The sequence below is a fragment of the Pseudarthrobacter siccitolerans genome (genome assembly GCF_030823375.1).
Taxonomy (GTDB): domain Bacteria; phylum Actinomycetota; class Actinomycetes; order Actinomycetales; family Micrococcaceae; genus Arthrobacter; species Arthrobacter siccitolerans_A.
The window spans coordinates 2,526,294-2,548,530 of the sequence record NZ_JAUSXB010000001.1 but is presented as its reverse complement, the minus strand read 5'-3'; the positions used below and the strand labels follow the sequence as shown (position 1 = coordinate 2,548,530).

Genomic DNA, 22,237 nt, shown 5'->3' with positions numbered 1-22,237 from the left:
CAGCTGACATTCAGTGCCCAAAGCAGCCGCAGTAAAACCCCGCAATTCTGCGATTTTTCCCGCGGCTGGCTCGACGTTTGTCCAGCGATGGAGCGTCAAGTGTCGCCTCGCGTCCGTTCGTGGGCAGCGGTCCAAAAGCAGTAGTGTTGGCCCATGCAGCAGCAGGGCGTGGAACAACTGGTCGAGCAGGTGGCGCAGAAGCTGGGCCGCGGCCTTTCCCTGGAGGACCTGGACGGGGTGCTGCTGGCCTACAGCTCCAACCAGTCGCATGCGGACCGCGTCCGGGTGAACTTCCTCCTCAGCAAGAAAGTGCCGGCGGATGTGAGCGCCTGGCAGCTTTCGCACGGCATAGCCACCGCCGTCCGCCCGGTGGTGGTCCCGGCCAATCCGCACCTGGGCATGCTGGGCCGCGTCTGCGTCCCGCTGATGGTCCGCGGTTTCCGGGTGGGTTACCTGTGGGTGCAGCAGGACTCGGTAGAGGAGAATCCGACGGCGATCCTCACCCAGTTGCCGGCCGTCACCAACGAAGTGGAGATGCTCTCGGCGCTGCTGCTGGACTCCAACACCGCCGAGTCAGAATTCCGGCGCGGGCGCGAACGGGAGTTCCTGGCCGCGTGCGCGGGGGAAACCAACGCCGTGGCCGCCGTGGCGGGCTGGAAGGAAATCCAGGGCCGGGGGCCATGGCAGATGGTGACGGTGCTGGACGCCGACGGCTGGGCCGGGGGCCCCGATCCGATCGCCACAACCCTCATCCACCGGTCCGCAGCACTCCAGGCGACGGTGGGTGTGGACGTCGCCCTTTTCAGCGCGGGGACGGAAACCCACTCCGTGGTGCTCTTCCGTGAGTCTTCGGGCAGGGCAAACCATGCGCAGGTCCTGGTCCATTATCAGCTGGAGCTGGCCAAACGTTCCGGCCGCCCGGTGCACCGCATCATCCTGGGTATCAGCGAGGGGTTTGCCAAGCCCCGTGAGCTCGCCGAAGCCTACCGGCAGTCGAGACTGGCCGCCCAGGCCGCCGCCGTTGACCCGCAGTTGGGTGAGCTCGTGGATTGCCGGTCCACCGGCATCTATCAGCTCCTGGCATCAGTGGGGGGAGGGGCTGGAGCCTGGTTTGACCCCGGGTCAGTCTACTTCCGTGTCCTTGAGGACCACGACCGCAACGGCGAACTCATCCCGGTCCTGGAACTCCTGTATGACAATGACGGGTCTGTCCAGGACGTCGCAGCCAAACTCCATCTGCACCGGAGCAGCATTTACAACCGGTTGGGCCGCATCCGCCAACTGCTCGGGGTAGATCCGCTGAAGGGCATGCCCCGCCTGGAACTCCACGCCGCCCTCAAGATGCGGCGCTGGGCGGCTCGTCCCCGGATTTGACCTTCTTCTGCTCCTCGAGCCAGGCCATGATGGCGGTCCGCGGAATGCGCCGGTGGCTGCCGCGGTACTCCACGGGGATCTCGCCGCGGTCGGTCATGTTCCGCAGGTAGGTGTGGGAGATTCCCGCCAGCTCCGCAGCCTTCGAGGTGGTCAGCATGTCCTCGACGCTGCTGACCGTCACCGCCTCGCCGCGGCTGAACCGTCGGAGGAGGTCCACGACGGCGTCCCGCGCCAGGGGTGGGAGCCGGTGGACTGTGCCGTCCACAAAAACAGTGATGTCGTCGCTGCCGGCGAGGGCCCGTTGCAGCTTCCCGGCCTCCTCGGGCGGGAGGGCGTCCGCGATTCTGGGAGCGATCAGTGCCATGGCCCCAGCCTATCGGGCTTACCGGGGCCTTCGCCGTTCTGACGGTATGCTCACCTGATGGCATTGAGTGGTGGCCGGGACGTTGAATCCGGCGGTTTACAGGGAAGGCTCTACGCTTCCGTCCAGCCTGCAGGGGTGGCTGGCGGGACCGGGGGGCGCCCCACCTACGTCCTGCTGCACGGCATAGGCGTCTCCCACCGCTACCTTGCGCGGCTGCACCGCGAGCTGGCCGAAGCGGCCGACGTCTACTCCTTCGACCTCCCCGGCTTTGGCAAGTCGTCACGGCCCCAGCGCCAATTGCAGGTTGAAGACTTTGCCGCGTTTGTCAGCGCGGTCCTGGCCGATGCGGGCGTTTCCACCTACGTACCGGTGGGACACTCCATGGGTACCCAGTTCGCGGTGGAACTGGCGCTCAAGGAACCTGATCGGGTGGCCGGGGCAGTGCTCATGGGCCCGGTGGTCGAGCCCAGCCGGAAAACGGTGGCACAGCAGGCCCTCGCGCTGACGCGGGACTCCATGTTCAGCGAGTCCCTGACCTCCAACGCGATTGTGTTCAGCGACTACTTCCGGGCTGGCCCGCGCTGGTACCTGACCGAACTGCCGGTGATGATGGAATACCCCCTGGAGGAACGGCTGGCCGGCGTTAGGCAGCCCGTCCTGGTGCTTCGCGGTACCAGGGATCCCATCGCCCGCCGCCCCTGGTGCGAGAACCTTGCCGGGGTTGCCCCGCAGGGCATCATGGCCGAGGTCCTGGGCCAGGGCCACGTCTTCCAGCACACCGCCCCGGCGATCGCCGCCCAGGCGATCAGCGGCTGGGTCCGGGCCGTGAACGGGTTTGGCGTCACGGCCTGAACCCAGCCTGGGTTCAGCGGGTTAGAGCCCCAGTTCCGCCAGGACAGGCAGCTTTTCCCGTACCCATGCGCGCGCCTCGGTAGCGCTGGGGGCGGACAGGGCCAGCTTGGCCAGCTGCTGCGCTTCCTCCAGCGTCACTGTCTTGAGAACCGCTGCCACGGCCGCCAGGGAACGGGCCGTCATGGACAGCGTGCTCACGCCGAGGCCCGTAAGGACGACGGCGAGGGCTGGGTCAGCGGCCGCCTCACCACAGACGCCCACGGGTTTGTTGTTGCCCTCCGCGCGTGACCCTTCCACCGTGAGGCCCACCAGTCGCAGGACGGCCGGTTGCCAGGGGGTGTTGAGGTTGGCAAGCGGGCCCAACTGCCGGTCGGCGGCCATGGCGTACTGGGTGAGGTCGTTGGTGCCAAGGCTGGCGAAGCCCACTTCGCGCAGGATGGCTTCCGCGGTGAGGGCGGCGGAGGGCACCTCCACCATCACGCCGGGAGTCTTGATGCCGGCGTCAGCGCACATGGAGGCAAACCGGGCAGCCTCTTCCGCCGTGGAGATCATCGGGGCCATCACCCAGACATCCGCTTCGGATTGCTTCTCAGCCAGGGCGATGGCTTCCAGCTGCCGGTCCAGGACGCCGGGAGTGGTGAAATCGGTGCGGTAGCCGCGGACGCCGAGGGCCGGGTTGGGCTCAGTTGAGTCCGTTAGGAACGGCAACGGCTTGTCAGCGCCGGCGTCCAGTGTACGCAGCACGACCTTCTTGCCGGGGAAGGCATCAAAAACACTCTTGTAGGCCGCGGCCTGCTCTTCCACGCTGGGTTCGGTGTCGCGTTCCAGGAAGCAGAACTCGGTGCGGAACAGCCCCACGCCCTGGGCGCCCAGCTTGGCTGCCGCCTCGGCGTCCTTGCCGCCGCCAACATTGGCAAGCAGCGGCACCTGGTGCCCATCCGCCGTCGTACCCGTACCGCTGAATTCGGCCAGCAGGGACGCCGTGGCCGCCCAGGCCTCTGCTGCGGAGCGCAGGGCTTCGTCCGGTGCTGACGTGATGGTGCCTGCGGCGCCGTCCACATACACTTCGGTGCCGTCCGCGAGTTCGTCCACCCCTACCGCGGCAACCACCGCGGGAAGGCCGAGGGAACGGGCGATGATGGCCGTGTGCGACTGGGGGCCGCCGCCTGCCGTGACCAGCGCCAGCACTTTGTTCGGGTCCAGGGTGGCGGTATCCGCCGGGGCCAGGTCCTCGGCCACCAGGACGAAGGGCGTGCTGGAGGCGGGAATGCCGGGCGCGGGCACGCCCCGCAGCGCGGCGACGATCCGGGCCCGCACGTCCAGGACGTCAGTGGCACGTTCGGCCATGTAGCCGCCCAGATTGTGCAGCATTTCGGAGACTGAGGAGCCGGACTCCCAGATGGCGCGCTCGCTGGAGGTTCCGCGGGCAACAAGCTTGGCCGCACCCTTGATCAGCATGGTGTCCTTGGCCATGAGCGCCGTGGCTTCCAGGACTGCCTTGCCGTCGCCGGTGGCATGGGCGGCACGCGACTTCAGTTCGTCGTGCACTGCCTGGGCGGCGGCCTTCAGGGCTGCGGTGGCTTCCTCGGCGGTGGTGCCTGCTGCCAGCTGCTCGCCGGCCGGAGGTTCACTGATGGGTTTGGGCATCTGCCGGACGGTGCCGATGACGCGGCCTGGGCTGACGCCTACTCCTGGGAAGTTCTGCACTGAAGGTCCTCATTCTCTGCCGGTTGCAGGCCCGCCGATCTGTCCCGGCGCCATGCCGGTCCGCCGGGGGACTGCTACATCCGGAGGCGGGAAACGTGCCTGAAAAAAATTGTATGTGATTCAGTTCATATAGCAATGCTATAGGTGCTAGGGTAGCGGTTATGAGTTTGGATGGCCAGCTTCCCCCCAAAATGCGACTGCTCCGTGCAGCCGCGGAACTGCTGGCAAAATCCGCGGGAGCGCCGGTCTCCACACGCCAGATCACGCAGCTGGCAGGGGTATCGGCTCCCACGCTGTACCACCACTTCGGTGACAAGGAAGGTCTGTTCGACGCCGTCGTCGCCGCAGGGTTTGAAGAGTATGTTGCGGGCGAAAGGGACTTCGCCCCTTCCGGACAGCCGCTTGAGGACATCCGGAGAATGTGGGACAACCATGTGCAGTTCGGGCTTAACCAGCCGGAGTTGTACTTGGTGATGTTCGGCAATATCCGGCCCGAAAGCCGCCCCGCCATCGTTGCAGATGCCGAGGCGCTGATGGAGGAGATGCTGAACAAGGCAGCGGCGGCGGGCCAGCTGAACGTCCAGCCCAGGGAAGCAGCCAGGTCCATCCTGGCCGCCAACGTGGGAGTGACGCTGATGCTGATTGCGGAGCCCGCCACCGAACGGAACCTCGAACTGTCCACCATGACCCGGGACGCCATGATCTTCGCGGTGTCAGCCGAGCCCGCCAGCGCGGCCCCCGGCGACACCGGAAAGTCCTCGGTAGTGGTGGCCGCGATTGCCCTGAACGCCGCACTTCAGGCCTCGCACTCAGACCAGCTCTCCAGCTCGGAACTCAAACTCTTCCTCGAGTGGCTTCACCGCATCTCCGCCAGCCCGGCGGGCTAAAAACGCCAGAACGTCCAGCAGTACGTCGTCGTAAATATCGGACCATCCTGCGCAGCTGCAGGAATGACGGTTAGGAAATCACATGGCAACAGAGACAGTTGCAAAACCCCGCACCAGCGCACGTGTGCACGTCCAAAAGTTCGGGACCTTCCTGTCCGGAATGATTATGCCCAACATCGGCGCCTTTATTGCCTGGGGCCTCATTACAGCCCTGTTCATCGAGAAGGGCTGGATTCCCGTCCCCGAACTGGGCGGCTTCGGCAACAACGCTGCGGGCGTAAAGAACGTTGGCCTTGTTGACCCCATGATCAAATTCCTGCTGCCGCTCCTGATTGCCTACACCGGCGGCCGGATGGTCTATGACGTCCGCGGCGGCGTGGTGGGTGCCATCGGCACCATGGGCGTGATCGTTGGCGCCGGCATCCCGATGTTTATCGGCGCCATGATCATGGGCCCCCTCGGCGGCTGGACCATGAAGAAACTCGACACCATCTGGGACGGCAAGATCCGCCCGGGCTTCGAGATGCTGGTCAACAACTTCTCCGCAGGCATCTGGGGCGGATTATTGGCCATGCTGGGCTTCTACGGCATCTCGCCGCTGGTCACCGCGTTCAGTACGGGCGCCGGCAACGTGGTGCAGTTCCTGGTTAACAACGGCCTGCTGCCACTGACCAGTATCTTCATCGAACCAGCCAAGGTGCTGTTCCTGAACAACGCCATTAACCACGGCGTGCTCACCCCGCTGGGCATCCAGCAGTCACTGGACCAGGGCAAGTCCATCCTGTTCCTGCTCGAGGCCAACCCCGGCCCCGGGCTCGGGCTTCTGCTCGCCTACATGTTCTTTGGGAAAGGGGCAGCCAAGGCCTCCGCTCCCGGCGCAGCCATCATTCATTTCCTCGGTGGCATCCATGAGATCTACTTCCCATACGTGCTGATGCGCCCGCTGCTGATCCTGGCCACGATTGCCGGAGGCATGACGGGCATCGCTACCCTCGCCATCACTAATTCCGGCCTGGTTGCGCCTTCCGCTCCCGGATCCATTATCGCCGTACTCGCCCAGACCTCCCGTGACAGCTACGTCGGCGTCATCCTGGCTGTTCTGCTGGCAACCGCCGTCTCCTTCCTGGTGGCCTCGGTCATCTTGAGGACCACCAAGCACAGTGACGAGGTTGACCTCAATGACGCTACCTCCCGGATGGAGCAGATGAAGGGCAAGAAGAGCTCGGTCGCTTCCACCCTCACCGGCGCGGGTGCCGCTGCCGGAGCTGGCGGCGTGGGCGTCCTCGCCAGGCCAGTGCAGAACATCGTCTTCGCGTGCGACGCCGGAATGGGCTCCAGTGCCATGGGCGCCTCGGTGCTGCGGAACAAGATCAAGGCTGCCGGGTTCCCGGACGTCAAGGTCACCAACGCGTCCATCGCCAACCTCAGCGACTCCTACGACGTTGTGGTCACCCACCAGGACCTGACCGAGCGCGCAAAACCGGCCACCTCCAGCGCCGTGCATTACTCCGTGGACAACTTCATGAACAGCCCGCGCTATGACGAAATCGTTGAGCTGGTCAGGGACAGCAACACCGAGGGTACGTCTGCAACCGAAGGCCCGGACGCCGGGGCGGGGACGCCCGGCGGAGCGTCGGCCTCAGGACCTGCAACCGGTGTAGGGGCCGGAACTGCGGCGGCGGGAACCGCCGCCCGACCATCCGAAACTGGAACTTCAGAAACCGAAGAGCCAGCGGCCGGGGCACCGGAAATCCTGGCGCGGGAGAGCGTGGTCTTGAACGGTTCGGCCACCACCCGTGACGCCGCCATCGACGAAGCCGGCCGGCTCCTGCTGGCCCGCGGCGCCGTGGATGAGGACTACGTCCGGGCCATGCACGAGCGCGAGGCGTCCGTGTCCACCTACATGGGCAGCTTCCTGGCCATCCCGCACGGAACCAACGCGGCCAAGGACCACATCCGCAAGTCCGCCGTGTCCGTGATCCGCTACCCGGAAGGCATCGACTGGAACGGCAAGCAGGTCAAGTTCGTGGTGGGTGTCGCGGGCATCAACAACGAGCACCTGCACATCCTGTCCTCCATCGCAAAGGTCTTCACCAACAAGGAACAGGTGGCCCGGCTTGAGGCCGCAACAACCGAGGACGAGGTCCTGGAGCTCTTCGGAAAGGTCAACGCATAGTGAAGGCAGTACATTTCGGGGCCGGAAACATCGGACGCGGCTTCGTAGGCCTGCTCCTGCACGACGCAGGCTACGAGGTGGTGTTCGCCGACGTCGCCGAGGAGCTCATCAACCAGCTCGCCAAGGCGGACAGCTACGCCGTGCACGAGGTGGGCGAAAACCCGGCCGTGCGGACCGTGGACAACTTCCGGGCGTTGAATTCCAACACCCAGGAAGCTGAACTCGTCGCGGAGATCGCGACGGCGGACATCGTCACCACAGCGGTCGGTCCACACATCCTCAAGTTCGTGGCGCCCGTCATCGCCAGGGGCATCGTTGCAAGGGAGCCCGGACGGGCGCCGCTGCAGGTGATGGCCTGCGAGAACGCCATCAACGCCACGGACATCTTGGCCAAGGAGGTGGCTTCCCAGCCGGGGGCAGCCGCCGGGGCGCTGGATGGCAAGGCCGTATTCGCCAACACCGCCGTGGACCGGATCGTGCCCAACCAGGCCGCGGGCCAGGGCCTGGACGTCACAGTGGAGACGTTCTACGAATGGGTTATCGACCGGACTGCCTTTGGCGGTTCCGCCCCGGCGATTCCCGGTGCCACCTTTGTGGACGAGCTTTCGCCGTACATCGAGCGGAAGTTGTTTACGGTGAACACCGGGCACGCCTCGGCCGCCTACTTAGGGTTCGAGGCGGGCCTGGAGAAGATTTCCGATGCGATGGCGGACCAGGATGTTGCCGAGGACGTCCGGGCGGTGCTGGAAGAGACCAAACAGCTCCTCGTCAGCAAACACGGCTTCAGCAACGATGAACAGGAAGCTTACGTCCAGAAGATCCTGGTCCGGTTCTCCAACCCGTACCTGCCGGATACCGTGAACCGGGTGGGCCGGGCACCGCTGCGGAAGCTGAGCCGGCACGAGCGGTTCATCGGGCCGGCTGCGGAGCTGGCCGAACGGGGAGTGGTGCCGGAGGCCCTGCTCGGCGCTATCGCCGCTGCGTTGCGCTTCAACGACCCCGCCGACGCCGAGGCAACCGAACTCGCCGAAATCCTGGCATCCAGCAGTCCCGCTGACGCCACGGCGCGGATCACGGGCCTGGAGCCGGAGCACCCGCTGTTTAACGCCGTCTCCACGCTGGTTGAGGAGCGCCAGGCGGAGGTGGCCCGCACCCCCGCCTAAAGGCCGCAAGAGACGCGCCATCACCTCCTGCGGCCTTTATCCCAACGCCCCATCACCTCCTGCGGCTTTTATCCCAACGCCCCATCACCTCCTGCGGATTTCTGACCAATGCGTCCGCAATCACGACGCCGGCACTCACTTGAGTGCCGGCGTCGTGCTGTGATCCCTTCCGCCTCCGCCACGCCTCACCCGCCCATCTGCCGGCCATCGTGCGGCTGCTCCCGGACGACGCCTTGGGTTCAGGGCGTGAACGGACCGTGGACATGGCGCCCTATGAGCTTGCCTTCCAAGCGATCGACGCCGACCATTCGCACCTGCTGGTCATGAAACTAACCCTAAACGCTTGATTGTTAGGTAGCCTAACTGTTAGGCTACCTAACGATGACTGGAAAAAGAGATGATAAGGCCCTGCAGGCGCTTGCCGGTGACTTCCGGGAGGCCCTCCGCCACAGTGTGTACCTGGTACGGCGGCTCGATTCCGAGGGCGAACTTAGCGCAGCCCAGCTCAGCACCCTGAAGATGCTGCTGGACGACGGCATACGGGTAGGGGAGATCGCGCGGAACCTTGGCGTCCGGGTGCCGAGCGCCACGGAGCAGATCATCAAGCTGGAGCGGGCAGGATTGGCCCGCCGAGAACCCGACCCGGATGACTCACGAGCCGTCCGCGTGGTGCTCACCGCCGAGGGTCGCGCCGCCGTCGACTCTGCCAATACGCGGCGGAACGCCGTGATGGCCGGCATCCTCAGCTCGCTCAGCGACCAGGACCGGCAGACTCTGGCGGCCGCACTTCCCGTCATCGGAAAAATCAACGCGTCGCTGCAGCAATGACGCAAGCACCCCTTTAGGAGCACCCTCCATGAACGGCCAAGCAGATACACTGCCGGCAGCAGAAGCAACCCTGAAGGCCGAAAAGGCCTCGTTCCTCAAACAACCAAAGGCGGTATGGGCCACAGCCCTGGCCGCCGTTTTCGCGTTTATGGGCATCGGACTGGTGGACCCCATCCTGCCCGCCATCGCCACCAACCTCGACGCCAGCCCCAGCGAGGTTTCCCTGCTCTTCACCAGCTACTTCCTGGTGACGGCAGTGGCCATGCTGATCACCGGCTTCGTTTCCTCCCGCATCGGCGGCAAGAAGACCCTGCTGATCGGCCTCGCCGTCATTGTGGTGTTTTCTTCGCTCTCGGGCCTGTCCGGCAGCGTGGATCAGCTCGTGGGGTTTCGGGCCGGATGGGGGCTGGGTAACGCCCTGTTCGTTGCCACAGCTTTGGCAGTGATCGTCGGTGTTGCCAGCGGCGGTGCAGGCACGGCCATCATCCTCTATGAGGCCGCATTGGGCCTGGGCATTTCGCTTGGCCCGCTCCTGGGCGCCCTGTTGGGCGGCTGGCAGTGGCGGGCACCCTTCTTCGGAACTGCGGCCTTGATGACTGCCGCTTTTGTGGCCCTGATCGTGCTGCTTCCCAGGACCCCGCTTCCGGAGCGGAAAGTCCGCCTGCGGGATCCCCTGCTGGCCCTGGGCCATAAGGGACTGCGCACCACCGCCGTCAGCGGGCTGTTCTACAACTACGGCTTCTTTACCATCCTGGCGTTCACCCCGTTCATCCTGGGCATGGACGCCTACGGGATCGGCGGGGTGTTCTTCGGCTGGGGCGTGGCCGTGGCCGTCTTCTCGGTGTTTGTGGCGCCCGTGCTGCAGAACCGTTTCGGGGCCACCAGGGTCCTGGCCGGAACCCTCCTGGCCTTGATGCTCACCCTTCTGGGGCTGGCCGCGGGGCACTCGGTGCCTGCCGTCGTCGTCCTCGTAGTGGTCTCCGGCGCCCTGCTGGGCATCAACAACACCATCTACACCGAGCTGGCCATGGGCGTTTCGGATTCGCCCCGGCCGGTGGCCTCCTCCGGCTACAACTTCGTGCGGTGGATGGGCGGCGCCCTGGCCCCGTTCGCTGCCGCACAGCTGGGCGAGCACTTTGGCCCGCAGGTCCCGTTCTTCGCCGGGGCGGTGGCGATGGTGGTGGCCGTCGGCGTTGCCCTGGGCGGCCGGAAGTACCTGGCGGCGCACGAGCCGCACGTCGTGTAACCGTTGCCCATCCGGAAAACAGCAAACCCTCCTTCACAGCACGTGATGGAGGGTTTGGTGTTTAAGACCGAAAAGTGATGGGGCGTTGGAGGAAATACTGCGAAAGGTGATGGAGCGTTGCTAGGCCTTCTTCGAGCCCTTCGCCACGAACAGCGTCTCCGCCTGCTCCAGCGACATGCCGTTGGTCTCCGGCACCTTGAACATCACGAAGAAGAACGACAACGCCGCGAACAGTGCGTACATGGCATACGTGAGCGGCAGCGACCCGGCAGCCATCACCGGGAAGCTCAGGGTGATGGCAAAGTTCGCCACCCACTGCGCAGCCGCGGCCAGGCCCAGTGCGCGGGCGCGGATCCGGGACGGGAAAATCTCGCCCAGGAGAACCCACACCAGCGGGCCCCAGGATGCCCCGAAGCTGACCACAAAGACGTTCGCGGCCACCAGCGCCACGGGGCCCCAGGCGCCCGGCAGGGAAATCTCCTCGCCGGATCCCACTGCCGAGGAGAACGCCAGCGCCATGGCCCCCAGGGAAACTGCCATGCCCACCGAACCGGCCAGCAGGATGGGCCGCCGGCCGATCCGGTCAACCAGGGCGATGGCCACAAGGGTAACCAGGATGTTGGTGATGGACGTGGCCACCGAGATGGCGAGCGAGTCCTTCTCCTGGAAGCCCACGGCCTTCCACAGGGTAGTGGAGTAGTAGAAGATCACGTTGATGCCCACGAACTGCTGCAGGACGGACAGGATGATGCCCACCCAGACCACTGCCTGCAGCCCGAAGAAGTTGCCGCGCAGCGAGCCCTTCTGGCCGGCCAGCTTGTCTTCCTCGATGGCTTCGCGGATCTCGCGGATGTGGCGGTCGGTGTCCTCCGCCGGGGCGATTGAATCGAACACCTTGCGGGCCTCGTCCTCCTTGCCAAGGAACACCAGGAACCGCGGGGATTCAGGAAGCGTGTAGGCAACCCAGCCGTAGACCACGGCGGGCACGGCGGCGGCCAGGAACATCCAGCGCCAGGCCTCAATTCCCAGCCAGAACGCCTGGTCCGCTCCGCCTGCACTGGTGGCGAAGAGCGCGTCGGAGAGCAGCGCGGCGAAGATGCCGGTGGTGATGGCGAGCTGCTGCAGCGATGCGAGCCGGCCCCGGACCTTGCGGGGCGAGATCTCCGAAATGTACGCGGGGGCAATGACCGAGGCCAGGCCGATCCCCAGCCCGCCCACCAGGCGCCAGAAGATCAGGTCCCAGACGCCGAAGGCGAAGCCGGTGCCGATGGCGCTGACCAGGAACAGCAGCGCACCCAGTTTCATGGCGGGGATGCGGCCGTACCGGTCCGCCACCTTGCCGGCGAGGAAGGCGCCGGCCGCACAGCCCAGCAGGGCAATGGCCACGGCGAAGCCCGTCACGGCCTCGGATAATGCGAATTCGTCCTTCATGGCATCCACCGCGCCGTTCACCACAGACGAATCGAAGCCGAACAGGAATCCGCCCACCGCACCTGCGAGTGCCAGCCAGATCACCCGCCGAGGTATCCGGGCGGTTGTCTGCTCCTGGGCTGTGGGCATGGTGCTCCCTTGGTCTGGGTTCGGGTGGATGCGGTGCGGACGTCGTCGGCTGCGGAACCGGCCACTGGCCGGCGCACACGCGTTACACAGTGTTCCACGCCATGGCGGCCTGTTCCACTCGGGGCTTTCCCACCACCCCGCAGAAAGCAAGAGGACGACGGCGGGCCGCGCCGCCGTCGTCCTCTTCAATGGGGTGCCCCTGGGGCAGTCCGCGTTACCGGGGGAGGGCTAGTGCACCGCCGCCGGTTCCTGCGGGGCAGCCTTGGGGTCCGACAGCTTCTTGTTGGGCAGCGCAAAGCTGATGAGGAACGCGATGCCGGTGAGGACGGCTGCCGTGAGCATAACGGTGTCGATCGCGTAGGCGAAGCCCTCAGTGATGGGCCGGGTCAGCGTGCTGTTGGCGGTATGGAGCCAGCTGGTGTCGTTGAGGGAATCGTTGGACGCCCCGTTCTGGAAGAACTCGTACAGCTTGGCGTTGGCGGGGTCCGCTGCCACGGCTGGGTCGCGCAGGACGGCCTGGTAGTCGGAGCTTCCCATGGCCGTTTTCATGCTGTCCGCGATCCGGCTGGCCGCCAGGCTGAACAGCATGGAGATGAACACTGCAGTGCCTACGGCACCGCCCATGGAGCGGAAGAACGCTGCGGAGGACGTGCCCACGCCCATGTCACGGCGCGGCACGGATACCTGCATGGCCAGGGTGAGCGGCTGCATGCAGAAGCCCAGGCCCATGCCGAAGAACACGGCGATTACGCCGGGGACCCACAGGCCCGTGTCCACGCCGAGGGACAGTCCCATCACTATGGCGGCGGCGGTGAGGATGGCCGTGCCCATGATGGGGAAGATCCGGTAGGTGCCGGACGAGGAGATGGTGCGCCCCGCGGTGATGGAGCCCGTGAGGATGCCGACGGTGAAGGTGATCATCATCAGGCCGGCCTCGGTGGGCGTGAGGCCCTTGACCAGCTGCAGGTACATCGGGAGCATGGCGATCGCACCGAACATTCCGATGCCGATGATGAAGTTCAGCAGCGATGACAGGCCGAAGGTTGCGTTCCGGAAGAGCCGCAGCGGGATCAGCGCGTAGTCACCGGCCCGCTTCTCGGCTAGCAGGAACCAGGCAACGCCCACCACGCCCAGGCCGTAGCAAAGGAAGGAGTTCAGGGACGCCCAGCCCCAGCTGCGGCCCTGCTCCGCAACCAGCAGGAGCGGCACGATGGCCACCGTAATGGCTGCGGCACCCCAGTAGTCAATCTTCTGCTTCACGTGCTTGGCCGGCAGGTGCAGGAACAGGAAAACGACTGCCAGTGCTGCCAGGCCGATGGGCAGGTTGATAAAGAACACCCAGCGCCAGCCGTCAAAGCCCAGGATGTTGGCCGAGCCGGCGAATGCGCCGCCCACCACGGGGCCAAGCACCGAGGAGATGCCGAACACGGACATGAAGTAGCCCTGGTACTTGGCCCGGTCCTTGAGGGACACGATGTCGCCGATGATGGTCAGCGCGAGTGCCAGCAAGCCACCGGCACCCAGGCCCTGGGCGCCGCGGGCAATGGCCAGTTCGGTCATGGAGTGCACCGAGCCGGCGTAGAGGGAACCCGCCAGGAAGATGATGATGGCGGTCAGGTACAGCGGGCGGCGGCCGAAGATGTCGCTCAGCTTGCCATAAAGGGGTGTGCTCACGGTCGACGTGATGAGGTACGCGGTGGTGGCCCAGGCCTGGAGCGAGAGACCATCCAGGTCGTTGGCGATGGTGTAGATGGACGTGGACACGATGGTCTGGTCCAGCGAGGCCAGGAACATGCCCAGCATCAGGCCGACCATAACGGTGACGATTTGGCGCTGCGTGAGGGTTTCTCCGGCGGCGCGCGCGGCGGGGGGTTGGGACATGGGTGCTCCAGGGAAGAAATAAGCTCTGATAGTTGCTTTCAGTAACTATCTTACGCCGGGACCTATTCCCCGAAACCGGACGTGTTCGTCCTTTGCGGCCTGGCCGCCTCAGCGCTCCACGAGGATTCCGTCCGGATCGCACCAGATCATGGCGCCGGCGCGGATGGTCACACCGTCAATCTCCACATCCACATCAATTTCGCCGGCCCCGGCTTTGGCGCTCTTGCGCGGATTGCTGCCGAGGGCTTTCGCCCCGAGGTCCAGCGCGGCGATCGCCTGGCGGTCCCGGATGACGCCATTGATCACGACGCCGGCCCAGCCGTTGGCCACGGCGCTTTCGGCGATCATGTCCCCCATCAATGCCGTGCCCAGCGAGCCGCCGCCGTCCACCACCAGCACGTTGCCGTTGCCCGGCGTGCCAAGGGTGGCTTTGACCAGGGCGTTGTCCTGGAAGCAGCGGATGGTCCTTGCCGCGCCGCTGAAGTGTGAGCGCCCGCCGAGGGACTGGAACTGCAGGGACACCGAGGCCAGCTCGTCCCCGCGTTCGTCGTAGAGGTCGGCGGTATTGATGTTGTTGGCGGGGTTTTGGGCTGGTGCCGTCATGGGATCTCCAGGTCTTCAGTACTCACACGTTTTGCGGTCGCCGGGCAGCACGCTGCCGCAAATTAGGTTGCCGAATAACAAGCCGGGCCATGAAGCCCACGATAGTCTGACTTTTATCGCTAACCGTCCAGGGGGAACCAGCCATGAGCCTGCCAGACATACCCGCAGCAGCGGATCCCGGCCATGCGCCGGATCCCGGTTCCTCATCAAAACCCGGCGACGGAGCAGAGTATTCGACGGCGGCGCTCGCCGAGCCGACGGCGAAGGTCACCGCGCGGTGGGTCACGGGGCTGGTGCTGGTCAACGTCGGCATCAATGCCGCGTTCTTCGGGCCCATCAACATCTTTATCGCCGAGCAGGCCACTGGCATCGACGAAACAAACAAGGAAGCCATCGCGTCCCTCGTACTTGGGTGCGGTGCCGCCGTATCCCTGGTGGCCAATCCGCTGTTCGGGGCGCTGTCTGACCGGACGGTCTCGGGTTTCGGCCGGCGTGCCCCCTGGGTACTGGGCGGTGCCGTCCTGGCCACGGCAGCATTGCTGGCGTTGTCCGGGGCCACGGCTGTTGCCCTGATGGTCCTGTTCTGGTGCCTGGTCCAGCTGGGCGCCAACGCGGCCTATGCGGCCATCACCGCCGCCATCCCGGACCGGGTGCCGGTGCTGCAGCGCGGCGGAGTGGGGGGAGTTGCGGCCTTGGGCCAAACAGCGGGCATCCTCCTGGGCTCAGTCTTCGGGGCGGTGGTGTCGGGAAACTACATGGTGGGCTACGCCCTGTGTGCTGTCGCCCTGCTGTTCTCGGTGCTGCCGTACCTGTTCCACCGGAATGACCCGCCCCTGCCGAGGGCGCTCCGCCCGCCTTTCTCGTGGCGCAGCTTCCTCCGCGGCTTCTGGATCAGCCCGGCCCGCCACCCGGACTTCGCCTGGGCCTGGCTCACCCGCTTCCTGGTGAACGTCTGCAACCAGTTGACCATTGTGTACCTGATCTTTTTCCTCGGGGACGTCCTCAAGCTTGAGAACCCGGCGCTGGGAGTCCTGATCCTGACCGGCATTTATGCGGCGTTGGTGATGGTTACTGCGGTGATCGCGGGGCCGTGGAGCGACCGGCTGGGCCGGCGGAAGCCGTTTGTGATCGGATCCTCAGTCCTCATTGCCCTCGCGGGCCTCACTATGGCGTTTTTCCCAGTATGGACCGGCGCCCTGGTTGGCGCCGCCATCCTGGGCGTGGGGTTCGGCGCCTACCAGGCCGTTGACTTTGCGCTGCTGACGCAGGTGCTGCCGCAGGCCGCCGACCGTGGCAAGGATATGGGGGTCATTAACGTGGCCGCTTCGCTGCCGCAGGTGTTCGCGACCGGCCTCGCGTTCCTCGCGGTGACGTACTTCGGGGGGTACTTCACGCTGTTCATTACTGCGGCTGTCATGGGCCTCCTGGGTGCGGTGTTTGTCGTCAAGATCAAGGGCGTCCGCTGACCTTCCAGGATGCCGGAAGTAAGCCGGCTGACTAATTGCGCTACATGGCTGTGCCGTATAGTTGAACCGGATCGCAGGCGGTCCGGGATGGGGACGCTCCTGGCTGCTGCACCGTCAAAACTCAACCCGGAATACAGATGCCTGAGACCCTTCCAGATCATCCGCCCATGGCCGCCATGCCCTCAGCCCCGCGCCAGCGGCTGCGCTATTACCGCATCCTTGACGCTGCCGGCAGTTCTGCCCGCAAGGGCCTGGAGTCCGTGGACCTGACTGAGGTGGCGGCAAAGGCGGATGTTCCGCTGGGCACGCTATACCGCTACTTTCCCACCCCGACGCACCTGATGCTGGCGCTCTACCGGCACCAGCTCGGCGAGCTGCAGGCTGCAGGGCGGGCCACCGCTGCCAGGTTTCGGGGCCGGGCCCTCGGCGGCCTGGTGATGGAGATCTTCCACATGCGGGTCATGCAGCCGGCAGTGGAGCAGTGCCTGAGCCGCGGGGTGTACCTTCCGGACCGGGACACCACCGTCCTGCTGCGCGACATTGACGCGCTGGGCGAAAAGGTGGTGGCCAATGCCTGCGGTGACGCCATTGTGGCCAGGGTGCTCCTGCTGACGGTCACTGGTCTGGTCCAGTCCGTCAGGAACCGGCGGCTGTCCCTCTTTGAGGCCGAAGAGGACCTCAAAAAGGCCTGCGCCCGGCTTGCTCCGGCCACCGAGGGCAGCTACACACTCCATCAGACCGCGTAACCGGTCTAGACCAATACGTCATTAAATCCGGCTTATTGCCGTGACGTGGGTCACGAAAGTGGTCGGAAAAACGTTTTAGCACGGGCAACCGCCGTCAAATCGTCCCGGGATGCCCTCTCCCGCTGGCTAGCATGATGGAAACGGAGCAGCAGGGAGTATCCCCGAAGCTCCATCGGACCCGCCACCCTTGGGTAATCCGCCGCACCTCTTCCAATGCCTCAGGTTCTTTCGGGCCTGAGCACCATGTGCCGTGTGCCCACGGCGAGCACCAGGAGACAACGACGTGTCCATTGACGCAATTGCAGCCACTGACAACTCCGCAGCCACCGCGCTGAGCGAAGCCGAGATCTTCGACGCCCATCAGGGCGGCAAGCTCTCCATCGCCAGCACCGTCCCGCTGTCCACCAAGCGCGACCTGTCCATCGCCTACACCCCGGGAGTGGCCGAAGTCAGCCGCGCCATCCACGCCAAACCTGAACTGGCCCGCACCCTCACCTGGGCCGAGCGCCTGGTGGTAGTGGTCAGTGACGGCACGGCCGTCCTGGGACTGGGCAACATCGGAGCGAGCGCCTCGCTGCCCGTGATGGAAGGCAAGTCCGCCCTGTTCAAGACCTTCGGCGACCTGGACTCCATTCCGCTGGTCCTCAACACCACGGATGTCGACGAAATCGTGGAAACCCTCGTCCGCCTGCGCCCCAGCTTCGGCGCCGTCAACCTCGAGGACATCTCCGCACCGCGCTGCTTCGAACTCGAGGAAAAGCTCATCGAAGCGCTGGACTGCCCGGTGATGCACGATGACCAGCACGGCACCGCCGTGGTTGCCCTCGCTGCCCTGACCAACGCCGCCAAGGTGACGGGCCGCGAACTCGACAGCCTGCGCGTGGTGGTCTCGGGTGCAGGGGCGGCCGGCATTGCCGTCGCCGAAATCCTGCTGGCCGCCGGCATTAACGATGTGGTGCTGCTGGATTCCCGCGGCATCATCAACGCCGGCCGCAAGGACCTTGCGGCGGACCCTGCCAGCAAGAAGGCGGACATCGCAGGGCGCAGCAACCCCCGCGGCGTGGAAGGCGGCCCGGCCGAAGCCCTCGCCGGAGCCGACGTCTTCATCGGCGTCTCCTCCTCCAAGCTGGACGAAGCGCACCTCGCGCTGATGAACCAGGACGCCATCGTCTTCGCGCTGTCCAACCCGGACCCCGAGGTCCTGCCCGAGGTCGCCGTGAAGTACGCCGCCGTGGTGGCCACCGGCCGCAGCGACTTCCCCAACCAGATCAACAACGTGCTGGCCTTCCCGGGCATCTTCCGCGGCGCCCTTGACGCCGGTGCCCGCCGCATCACCCCGGCGATGAAGCTCGCGGCTGCCTACGCCATCGCGGAGCTTGCAGCGGAAGGCCTTTCGGCGGACTACATCGTGCCGAGCCCGCTGGATCCGCGTGTTGCGCCCGCTGTGACCGCAGCCGTCGCCGCCGCGGTGGAAGCGGAGTAGCGGCCCTTCCCTCACCGGATGTACGACGGCGGTGCCTCTCCTGCGGGGGAGGTGCCGCCGTCGGGGGTTAAGTGGGCGCCAACCATAGACTGGGGTGCATGAATTCCGAAACCTTGGTGACCATCCTGTGCGGCCTGGCAATTCTTGTCGGCGTGGCGGGCACAGTCATCCCGGTGCTTCCGGGCAGCATCCTGATCGGCGCAAGCCTGCTGGCATGGGCCATCTGGGGCGGCGCCGGCACCGCAGGCTGGGTGGTGTTCGCGATTGCCATGGTGTTCGTGGTGGCAGGCATGGCCGCCAGTGCTGTCCTCACGGGCCGGAAGCTGAAGGAGCACGCTATCCCCAGCTTAAGCATCGTGGCAGGGCTGGTAGCCGGAGTGGCGGGAATGTTCATCATCCCCGTGGTGGGACTCTTCGTGGGCTTCGCCGCGGGCCTGCTGCTCAGCGAACTCGCCCGCACCAGGAACCTCGGAAGCGCAGCAACCTCCAGCTGGGCCGCCCTGAAAGCAACGGGGTTGGGAATGCTCGCCGAGTTCGGCCTGGCCTGCCTCGCGGCCAGCACCTGGGTGATCGGCGTGTGGGTCGCCGCTGCGAACGGCTGAAACGCTTGCGCCCGCGTGGGGCTGGGCGTAGAACGGCAGCATGACGGAGCGGGATTCAGCACGGGAGCGCGTGCAGGCCTGGATGGACAAGTATCAGGCAGCATGGACGAACAACCGGCCGAGGACATCCGTGCCCTCTTTACCGAGGACGCTGTGTACGAAACACGGCCCAACGATCCGCATGCCTGGAAGGGGCAGGACGGCATCGTCGATGCCTGGCTCGCCGCCCGGGATGTACCAGGGGACTGGACGTTCAGCTGGGAGCTGCTGGCCGTGGACGCCGGCACCGCTTTCGTCCAGGGTGTCACTGCCTATTCGGGGGGCCGGCCCACGTACGACAACCTCTGGGTCATTCGGCTGGACCCGGGTGGCCGGGCTTCCGCCTTCACCGAATGGTTTATGGAACGCGGCTGAGACCCTTCGTCCCGGCGGGCATCCAACGGGCCGGAAGACCCGGTTAGCATGGAGGGATGACCGCCGGGGACCCTGCACCGATCTACTGGGACAGCCGCGACCTCACACCGTTCGGCGAGCCCCAGTTGCGCACACCCGTCCATGACCTTGCCGGCGGAGTGGGCGGCCTGCTCACCGGTGTGCTCGGCGGGCGCCACCCCGCCTTGATCTCCTTGGACGGGGAGATCCCCCGGCTCAAGCGGATGCTGCCCAAGCCGGCCAGGGCAGTGCACGAGGCCGTCTTCACCAGCCGTGAGCCCGAACGGCTGATCACGCTGGCCCGCACTTACCCCGGCTGGGCAGGACTTTGCTACCTCATGTCCGGGCTGCTCGTGTACAAGCACGGCGGCTACCTGCGCGCATCGGAACTCCTGCAGCGCGGGCTCACCACCAGGAACGACGAAGAAGCGAACCGCTATTCGTCCAGCTACCTCACCCGGATCGTCACCCGGATCGAACTCGCCGAGCGCGTGGAGATTCCGGTCCTGTTCAGCGAGGAGTCGGTATTCCTTGCGCTGGCACACTCGTTCCGCGAGACGGGCCGCACGGAAGCTGCGCTGGACGCCCTGGCCGGCTTGCCGCCGTCGCTCCCCATGGCTTTGGCGCGCTGCTCACTGGCGCTGACCCTGGGCCGGAGCCGGACGGTGATCGACTGGACCGAAGGCCTGCTCAATGCCGACGATCTCTCCGCCGCACTGCTGCTGGTGCGGGCGCGGGCCCTGCGGCGCGAAGGCCGGTACGAGGCGGCGCACCAGGCGCTCGCCGAGGTCCTGCGCCGGCGCAAGACCCACCTGACGCTGCGCAATGACGCCCTCACGGACCGGGCGCTGCTGGTGCTGGACTCCAGCCGGCGCTCGCTCAACCCGCGTGACTGGGGCCGGCGCCGGGAGGACCCCGTGCCACAGAGGGAGATCGCCGCGCCGGTACCCATCCGCAAGGACGAGGAGATGCGCCGGATCTGGGAACAGGACTGGAAGAAGCTCAGCGACGAGTAAAGGGGCCTTACTTCGCCGTAACAACCGGCAGCAGCTGCTCGCCGAGCAGTACCGCACCCAGCACCACCATGATCACTCCGCTGGCAAGGGTCACCAGGCGGGCGGCTCCCGGCCGGCTCTGCAGCAGGGTGCGGGAGAGCAGGGCGACGGCGGTGTACACAAGGCCCGCGAGCAGCACAAACGTCATCCCCAGCAGGCCCGACTGCACTGGCACGGGAAGGGACGCATCGGCGCTCACGAACTGGGGAACCAGCGCCACGTAGAAGAGCAGGCCCTTGGGGTTGATGCCGCTGGTGCCCATGCCCTGAAGGAATGTGCGGAGCCTGGTGCTGCCCCCAGTGCCAGCCCCGGCAGTGAAGCTGGCTTCGCGCCAGGAACGGAGCGTGCTGATGCCGAGCCACAACAAGTACGCCGCGCCGGCCAGCGTGATCCAGCCCAGGACGCCGGGCATCCCCGTGAGCAGGGCCGCCAGTCCCGCCACCAGCAGGACCGTATGCAGGACATATCCGCCGCAAAGCCCTGCCACGGCCGGCACGAAACTCCGCTGCCTGAGCCCGGCCGCAATGGAGTACGCCCAGTCCACGCCGGGGGTGCATGCCAAGGCGGCCGCCACCAGCACAAAGGCCAAAAACAGCTCCGGATTCATTCTTTCTCCTGCCACATGGTGCGTCAGGACAAACCCTAGATACTTTGGCCGCAGAAGTGCTGTCCTTTTTCGCCCGTATCGGTCGTATGGCGGTAAGCTTCTTGCGTGATTGACCACATCGACAGAAATATTTTGCGCCACCTCAAAGAAGACGGCAGGATGACCGCCACGGCGCTCGCCGCCAAGGTCGGTTTGACGGTGGCCCCGTGCCACCGGCGGCTGCGTGACCTGGAGCAATCAGGTGTGATCCGGGGCTACCGGGCGGACATTGATCCCTCCGCCGTGGGACTGGGTTTTGAGGCAATTGTGTTTGTCACCCTGCGCCAGGTGGACCGCGCCACCATGGAGGTCTTCGAAAACCGGGTGGCGGAGAATCCGAATGTCGTGGAGGCGCAACGGCTCTTTGGCTCACCCGACTACCTGTTGAAGGTCATCGCCGAGGACTTGCCCGCCTACCAGCGTTTCTACGACGCCGAACTCACGTCTCTGCCGGGGGTGGAGCGGCTGACGTCCACCCTGGTGATGAAGAACCTGAAGTCCAACGCCGGCCCGCCGGTCTAGGGACGTTGCTGAAGCCCGGCCTAGCTCACCGGGCGGATGTGGACAATGATCACCTGGGTGTCCTTGCCGCCGTCGTACCGCAGGTCGTAGTTGACGTCGAGCCCGGTGGACCGGCCGGAGGTGATGGAGAAATCGCTCTTCGAACCCGGGTCAGCTTGGGTGCTGCTGATCCACTCTTCGGCTGAGTCGGCTGAAATGCCGTACCGGTCGACGCCCTCGCGGATGAGCTGGAAGTACTCCTTGGGCGTATTCGCCGTGAGGAAGTAGGTGACCTCGCTGAAATCGCTGCGCTGATCCGTGGTGTTGAAACGGATACGGTCCGTCTCCCCGCTGATTTCGCCTGACGGTGCGGCGATGATCAGGCTGATTTTGCCCGAGTCCTTGGTGTTGATTTCGGGCCCATAGCTGTCCTGCGTCACGCGGACGTCGTCCTTGCTGAGCCGCCCGGACGTCATGTCCAGCCGTGCGGTTTTGGAGTCACGGATCGCGGCCACACCGGCTGCGTCGAGGGTGGAGAATTCGGAGGTGTTCACGGTGCTCCCTTGAGAGGTCGGTTCGGCGGCTGGCCCACTGATCTGGCATCCCGCCAACGCGGGGCTTGCAGCGAGTGCCAGGAGTACGACGGCGGCCTGGCGCCTTAAGCG

At 65.8% G+C, this 22,237-nt stretch carries 22 protein-coding genes; 15 read left to right on the top strand and 7 right to left on the bottom strand.

Annotated elements, in window-relative coordinates:
• Window positions 1–153 precede the first annotated feature (153 nt).
• The gene (locus tag QFZ36_RS11880) at window positions 154–1,374 is read left to right on the top strand and encodes a PucR family transcriptional regulator (protein WP_306636674.1); all 1,221 of its coding nucleotides are present in this window, start codon (window positions 154–156) and stop codon (window positions 1,372–1,374) included.
• On the opposite strand, the gene QFZ36_RS11875 is transcribed toward QFZ36_RS11880, so the two are convergent.
• On the bottom strand, window positions 1,337–1,738 hold the full coding sequence (locus QFZ36_RS11875; RefSeq protein WP_306636672.1) for a helix-turn-helix domain-containing protein: 402 nt from the start codon (window positions 1,736–1,738) through the stop codon (window positions 1,337–1,339). The genes QFZ36_RS11880 and QFZ36_RS11875 overlap by 38 nt on opposite strands.
• A gap of 57 nt (window positions 1,739–1,795) precedes the next feature.
• On the opposite strand from QFZ36_RS11875, the gene QFZ36_RS11870 reads away from it, so the two are divergent.
• Window positions 1,796–2,590 carry an alpha/beta fold hydrolase gene (locus tag QFZ36_RS11870; RefSeq protein WP_306636670.1) on the top strand — a complete coding sequence of 265 codons (795 nt, stop codon included), beginning with the start codon at window positions 1,796–1,798 and terminating at the stop codon, window positions 2,588–2,590.
• A 21-nt stretch (window positions 2,591–2,611) separates the two neighbouring features.
• Here QFZ36_RS11870 and ptsP read toward each other — a convergent pair whose 3' ends face one another.
• Window positions 2,612–4,297 (bottom strand): phosphoenolpyruvate--protein phosphotransferase, encoded by a 1,686-nt coding sequence (gene ptsP / locus QFZ36_RS11865; RefSeq protein ID WP_306636668.1) that lies wholly within the window; start codon window positions 4,295–4,297, stop codon window positions 2,612–2,614.
• A gap of 161 nt (window positions 4,298–4,458) precedes the next feature.
• Between ptsP and QFZ36_RS11860 the strand changes: the two genes are divergently transcribed.
• From QFZ36_RS11860 to QFZ36_RS11835, 6 genes are all read left to right on the top strand, one after another.
• Complete coding sequence (locus QFZ36_RS11860) at window positions 4,459–5,184, top strand: TetR/AcrR family transcriptional regulator (protein WP_306636666.1); 726 nt, start codon at window positions 4,459–4,461, stop codon at window positions 5,182–5,184.
• Between the two features lie 82 nt (window positions 5,185–5,266).
• Complete coding sequence (locus QFZ36_RS11855) at window positions 5,267–7,360, top strand: PTS mannitol transporter subunit IICBA (RefSeq protein WP_306636664.1); 2,094 nt, start codon at window positions 5,267–5,269, stop codon at window positions 7,358–7,360.
• The gene (locus QFZ36_RS11850) at window positions 7,360–8,523 is read left to right on the top strand and encodes a mannitol-1-phosphate 5-dehydrogenase (RefSeq protein ID WP_306636662.1); all 1,164 of its coding nucleotides are present in this window, start codon (window positions 7,360–7,362) and stop codon (window positions 8,521–8,523) included. Before QFZ36_RS11855 ends, QFZ36_RS11850 begins: the two co-directional genes overlap by 1 nt.
• Before the next feature lie 143 nt (window positions 8,524–8,666).
• A complete protein-coding gene (locus QFZ36_RS11845; protein ID WP_306636661.1) occupies window positions 8,667–8,870 on the top strand; it encodes a hypothetical protein in 204 nt (67 codons plus the stop codon).
• 34 nt (window positions 8,871–8,904) lie between these two features.
• Entirely contained in the window at window positions 8,905–9,351 is a 447-nt protein-coding gene (locus QFZ36_RS11840; RefSeq protein WP_306636659.1) for a MarR family winged helix-turn-helix transcriptional regulator, read from the top strand.
• Between the two features lie 28 nt (window positions 9,352–9,379).
• Window positions 9,380–10,597 carry an MFS transporter gene (locus QFZ36_RS11835; RefSeq protein WP_306636657.1) on the top strand — a complete coding sequence of 406 codons (1,218 nt, stop codon included), beginning with the start codon at window positions 9,380–9,382 and terminating at the stop codon, window positions 10,595–10,597.
• Window positions 10,598–10,717: 120 nt separating this feature from the next.
• Here QFZ36_RS11835 and QFZ36_RS11830 read toward each other — a convergent pair whose 3' ends face one another.
• The 3 genes from QFZ36_RS11830 to rraA all read right to left on the bottom strand — a co-directional run bounded on the left by QFZ36_RS11830 (window position 10,718) and on the right by rraA (window position 14,641).
• A complete protein-coding gene (locus QFZ36_RS11830; protein WP_306636654.1) occupies window positions 10,718–12,157 on the bottom strand; it encodes a sugar porter family MFS transporter in 1,440 nt (479 codons plus the stop codon).
• Window positions 12,158–12,385: 228 nt separating this feature from the next.
• Window positions 12,386–14,038, bottom strand: a complete 1,653-nt coding sequence (locus tag QFZ36_RS11825) for an MDR family MFS transporter (RefSeq protein ID WP_306636650.1) — start codon at window positions 14,036–14,038, stop codon at window positions 12,386–12,388.
• Window positions 14,039–14,146: 108 nt separating this feature from the next.
• Window positions 14,147–14,641, bottom strand: a complete 495-nt coding sequence (rraA, locus tag QFZ36_RS11820) for a ribonuclease E activity regulator RraA (RefSeq protein ID WP_306636648.1) — start codon at window positions 14,639–14,641, stop codon at window positions 14,147–14,149.
• A 143-nt stretch (window positions 14,642–14,784) separates the two neighbouring features.
• On the opposite strand from rraA, the gene QFZ36_RS11815 reads away from it, so the two are divergent.
• The 6 genes from QFZ36_RS11815 (at window position 14,785) to QFZ36_RS11790 (ending at window position 20,386) form a co-directional block, all read left to right on the top strand.
• Complete coding sequence (locus tag QFZ36_RS11815; RefSeq protein WP_306636646.1) at window positions 14,785–16,107, top strand: MFS transporter; 1,323 nt, start codon at window positions 14,785–14,787, stop codon at window positions 16,105–16,107.
• 137 nt (window positions 16,108–16,244) lie between these two features.
• Window positions 16,245–16,853, top strand: coding sequence for a TetR/AcrR family transcriptional regulator (locus QFZ36_RS11810; protein ID WP_306636644.1), 609 nt, complete (start codon window positions 16,245–16,247; stop codon window positions 16,851–16,853).
• 283 nt (window positions 16,854–17,136) lie between these two features.
• Window positions 17,137–18,336, top strand: a complete 1,200-nt coding sequence (locus QFZ36_RS11805; protein WP_306636642.1) for an NAD(P)-dependent malic enzyme — start codon at window positions 17,137–17,139, stop codon at window positions 18,334–18,336.
• Window positions 18,337–18,434: 98 nt separating this feature from the next.
• Complete coding sequence (locus QFZ36_RS11800; RefSeq protein ID WP_306636640.1) at window positions 18,435–18,938, top strand: DUF456 domain-containing protein; 504 nt, start codon at window positions 18,435–18,437, stop codon at window positions 18,936–18,938.
• A 102-nt stretch (window positions 18,939–19,040) separates the two neighbouring features.
• Window positions 19,041–19,352, top strand: coding sequence for a nuclear transport factor 2 family protein (locus tag QFZ36_RS11795; RefSeq protein ID WP_306636638.1), 312 nt, complete (start codon window positions 19,041–19,043; stop codon window positions 19,350–19,352).
• 56 nt (window positions 19,353–19,408) lie between these two features.
• Window positions 19,409–20,386 (top strand): hypothetical protein, encoded by a 978-nt coding sequence (locus tag QFZ36_RS11790; RefSeq protein WP_306636637.1) that lies wholly within the window; start codon window positions 19,409–19,411, stop codon window positions 20,384–20,386.
• Window positions 20,387–20,393: 7 nt separating this feature from the next.
• Here QFZ36_RS11790 and QFZ36_RS11785 read toward each other — a convergent pair whose 3' ends face one another.
• On the bottom strand, window positions 20,394–21,032 hold the full coding sequence (locus tag QFZ36_RS11785; RefSeq protein ID WP_306636634.1) for a LysE family translocator: 639 nt from the start codon (window positions 21,030–21,032) through the stop codon (window positions 20,394–20,396).
• Window positions 21,033–21,137: 105 nt separating this feature from the next.
• Here QFZ36_RS11785 and QFZ36_RS11780 point away from each other — a divergent pair, with 105 nt between their 5' ends.
• Window positions 21,138–21,593 (top strand): Lrp/AsnC family transcriptional regulator, encoded by a 456-nt coding sequence (locus QFZ36_RS11780; protein WP_083435594.1) that lies wholly within the window; start codon window positions 21,138–21,140, stop codon window positions 21,591–21,593.
• Between the two features lie 20 nt (window positions 21,594–21,613).
• Here QFZ36_RS11780 and QFZ36_RS11775 read toward each other — a convergent pair whose 3' ends face one another.
• Entirely contained in the window at window positions 21,614–22,126 is a 513-nt protein-coding gene (locus QFZ36_RS11775; protein WP_306636632.1) for a hypothetical protein, read from the bottom strand.
• Between the last annotated feature and the right edge of the window lie 111 nt (window positions 22,127–22,237).

Coding starts and splice junctions, on each gene's coding strand:
- QFZ36_RS11880 (WP_306636674.1), top strand. CDS start 154: ATGCAGCAGCAGGGCGTGGAACAACTGGTCGAGCAGGTGGCGCAGAAG.
- QFZ36_RS11875 (WP_306636672.1), bottom strand. CDS start 1,738: ATGGCACTGATCGCTCCCAGAATCGCGGACGCCCTCCCGCCCGAGGAG.
- QFZ36_RS11870 (WP_306636670.1), top strand. CDS start 1,796: ATGGCATTGAGTGGTGGCCGGGACGTTGAATCCGGCGGTTTACAGGGA.
- QFZ36_RS11860 (WP_306636666.1), top strand. CDS start 4,459: ATGAGTTTGGATGGCCAGCTTCCCCCCAAAATGCGACTGCTCCGTGCA.
- QFZ36_RS11855 (WP_306636664.1), top strand. CDS start 5,267: ATGGCAACAGAGACAGTTGCAAAACCCCGCACCAGCGCACGTGTGCAC.
- QFZ36_RS11840 (WP_306636659.1), top strand. CDS start 8,905: ATGACTGGAAAAAGAGATGATAAGGCCCTGCAGGCGCTTGCCGGTGAC.
- QFZ36_RS11835 (WP_306636657.1), top strand. CDS start 9,380: ATGAACGGCCAAGCAGATACACTGCCGGCAGCAGAAGCAACCCTGAAG.
- QFZ36_RS11830 (WP_306636654.1), bottom strand. CDS start 12,157: ATGCCCACAGCCCAGGAGCAGACAACCGCCCGGATACCTCGGCGGGTG.
- QFZ36_RS11825 (WP_306636650.1), bottom strand. CDS start 14,038: ATGTCCCAACCCCCCGCCGCGCGCGCCGCCGGAGAAACCCTCACGCAG.
- rraA (WP_306636648.1), bottom strand. CDS start 14,641: ATGACGGCACCAGCCCAAAACCCCGCCAACAACATCAATACCGCCGAC.
- QFZ36_RS11815 (WP_306636646.1), top strand. CDS start 14,785: ATGAGCCTGCCAGACATACCCGCAGCAGCGGATCCCGGCCATGCGCCG.
- QFZ36_RS11810 (WP_306636644.1), top strand. CDS start 16,245: ATGCCTGAGACCCTTCCAGATCATCCGCCCATGGCCGCCATGCCCTCA.
- QFZ36_RS11800 (WP_306636640.1), top strand. CDS start 18,435: ATGAATTCCGAAACCTTGGTGACCATCCTGTGCGGCCTGGCAATTCTT.
- QFZ36_RS11795 (WP_306636638.1), top strand. CDS start 19,041: ATGGACGAACAACCGGCCGAGGACATCCGTGCCCTCTTTACCGAGGAC.
- QFZ36_RS11790 (WP_306636637.1), top strand. CDS start 19,409: ATGACCGCCGGGGACCCTGCACCGATCTACTGGGACAGCCGCGACCTC.
- QFZ36_RS11785 (WP_306636634.1), bottom strand. CDS start 21,032: ATGAATCCGGAGCTGTTTTTGGCCTTTGTGCTGGTGGCGGCCGCCTTG.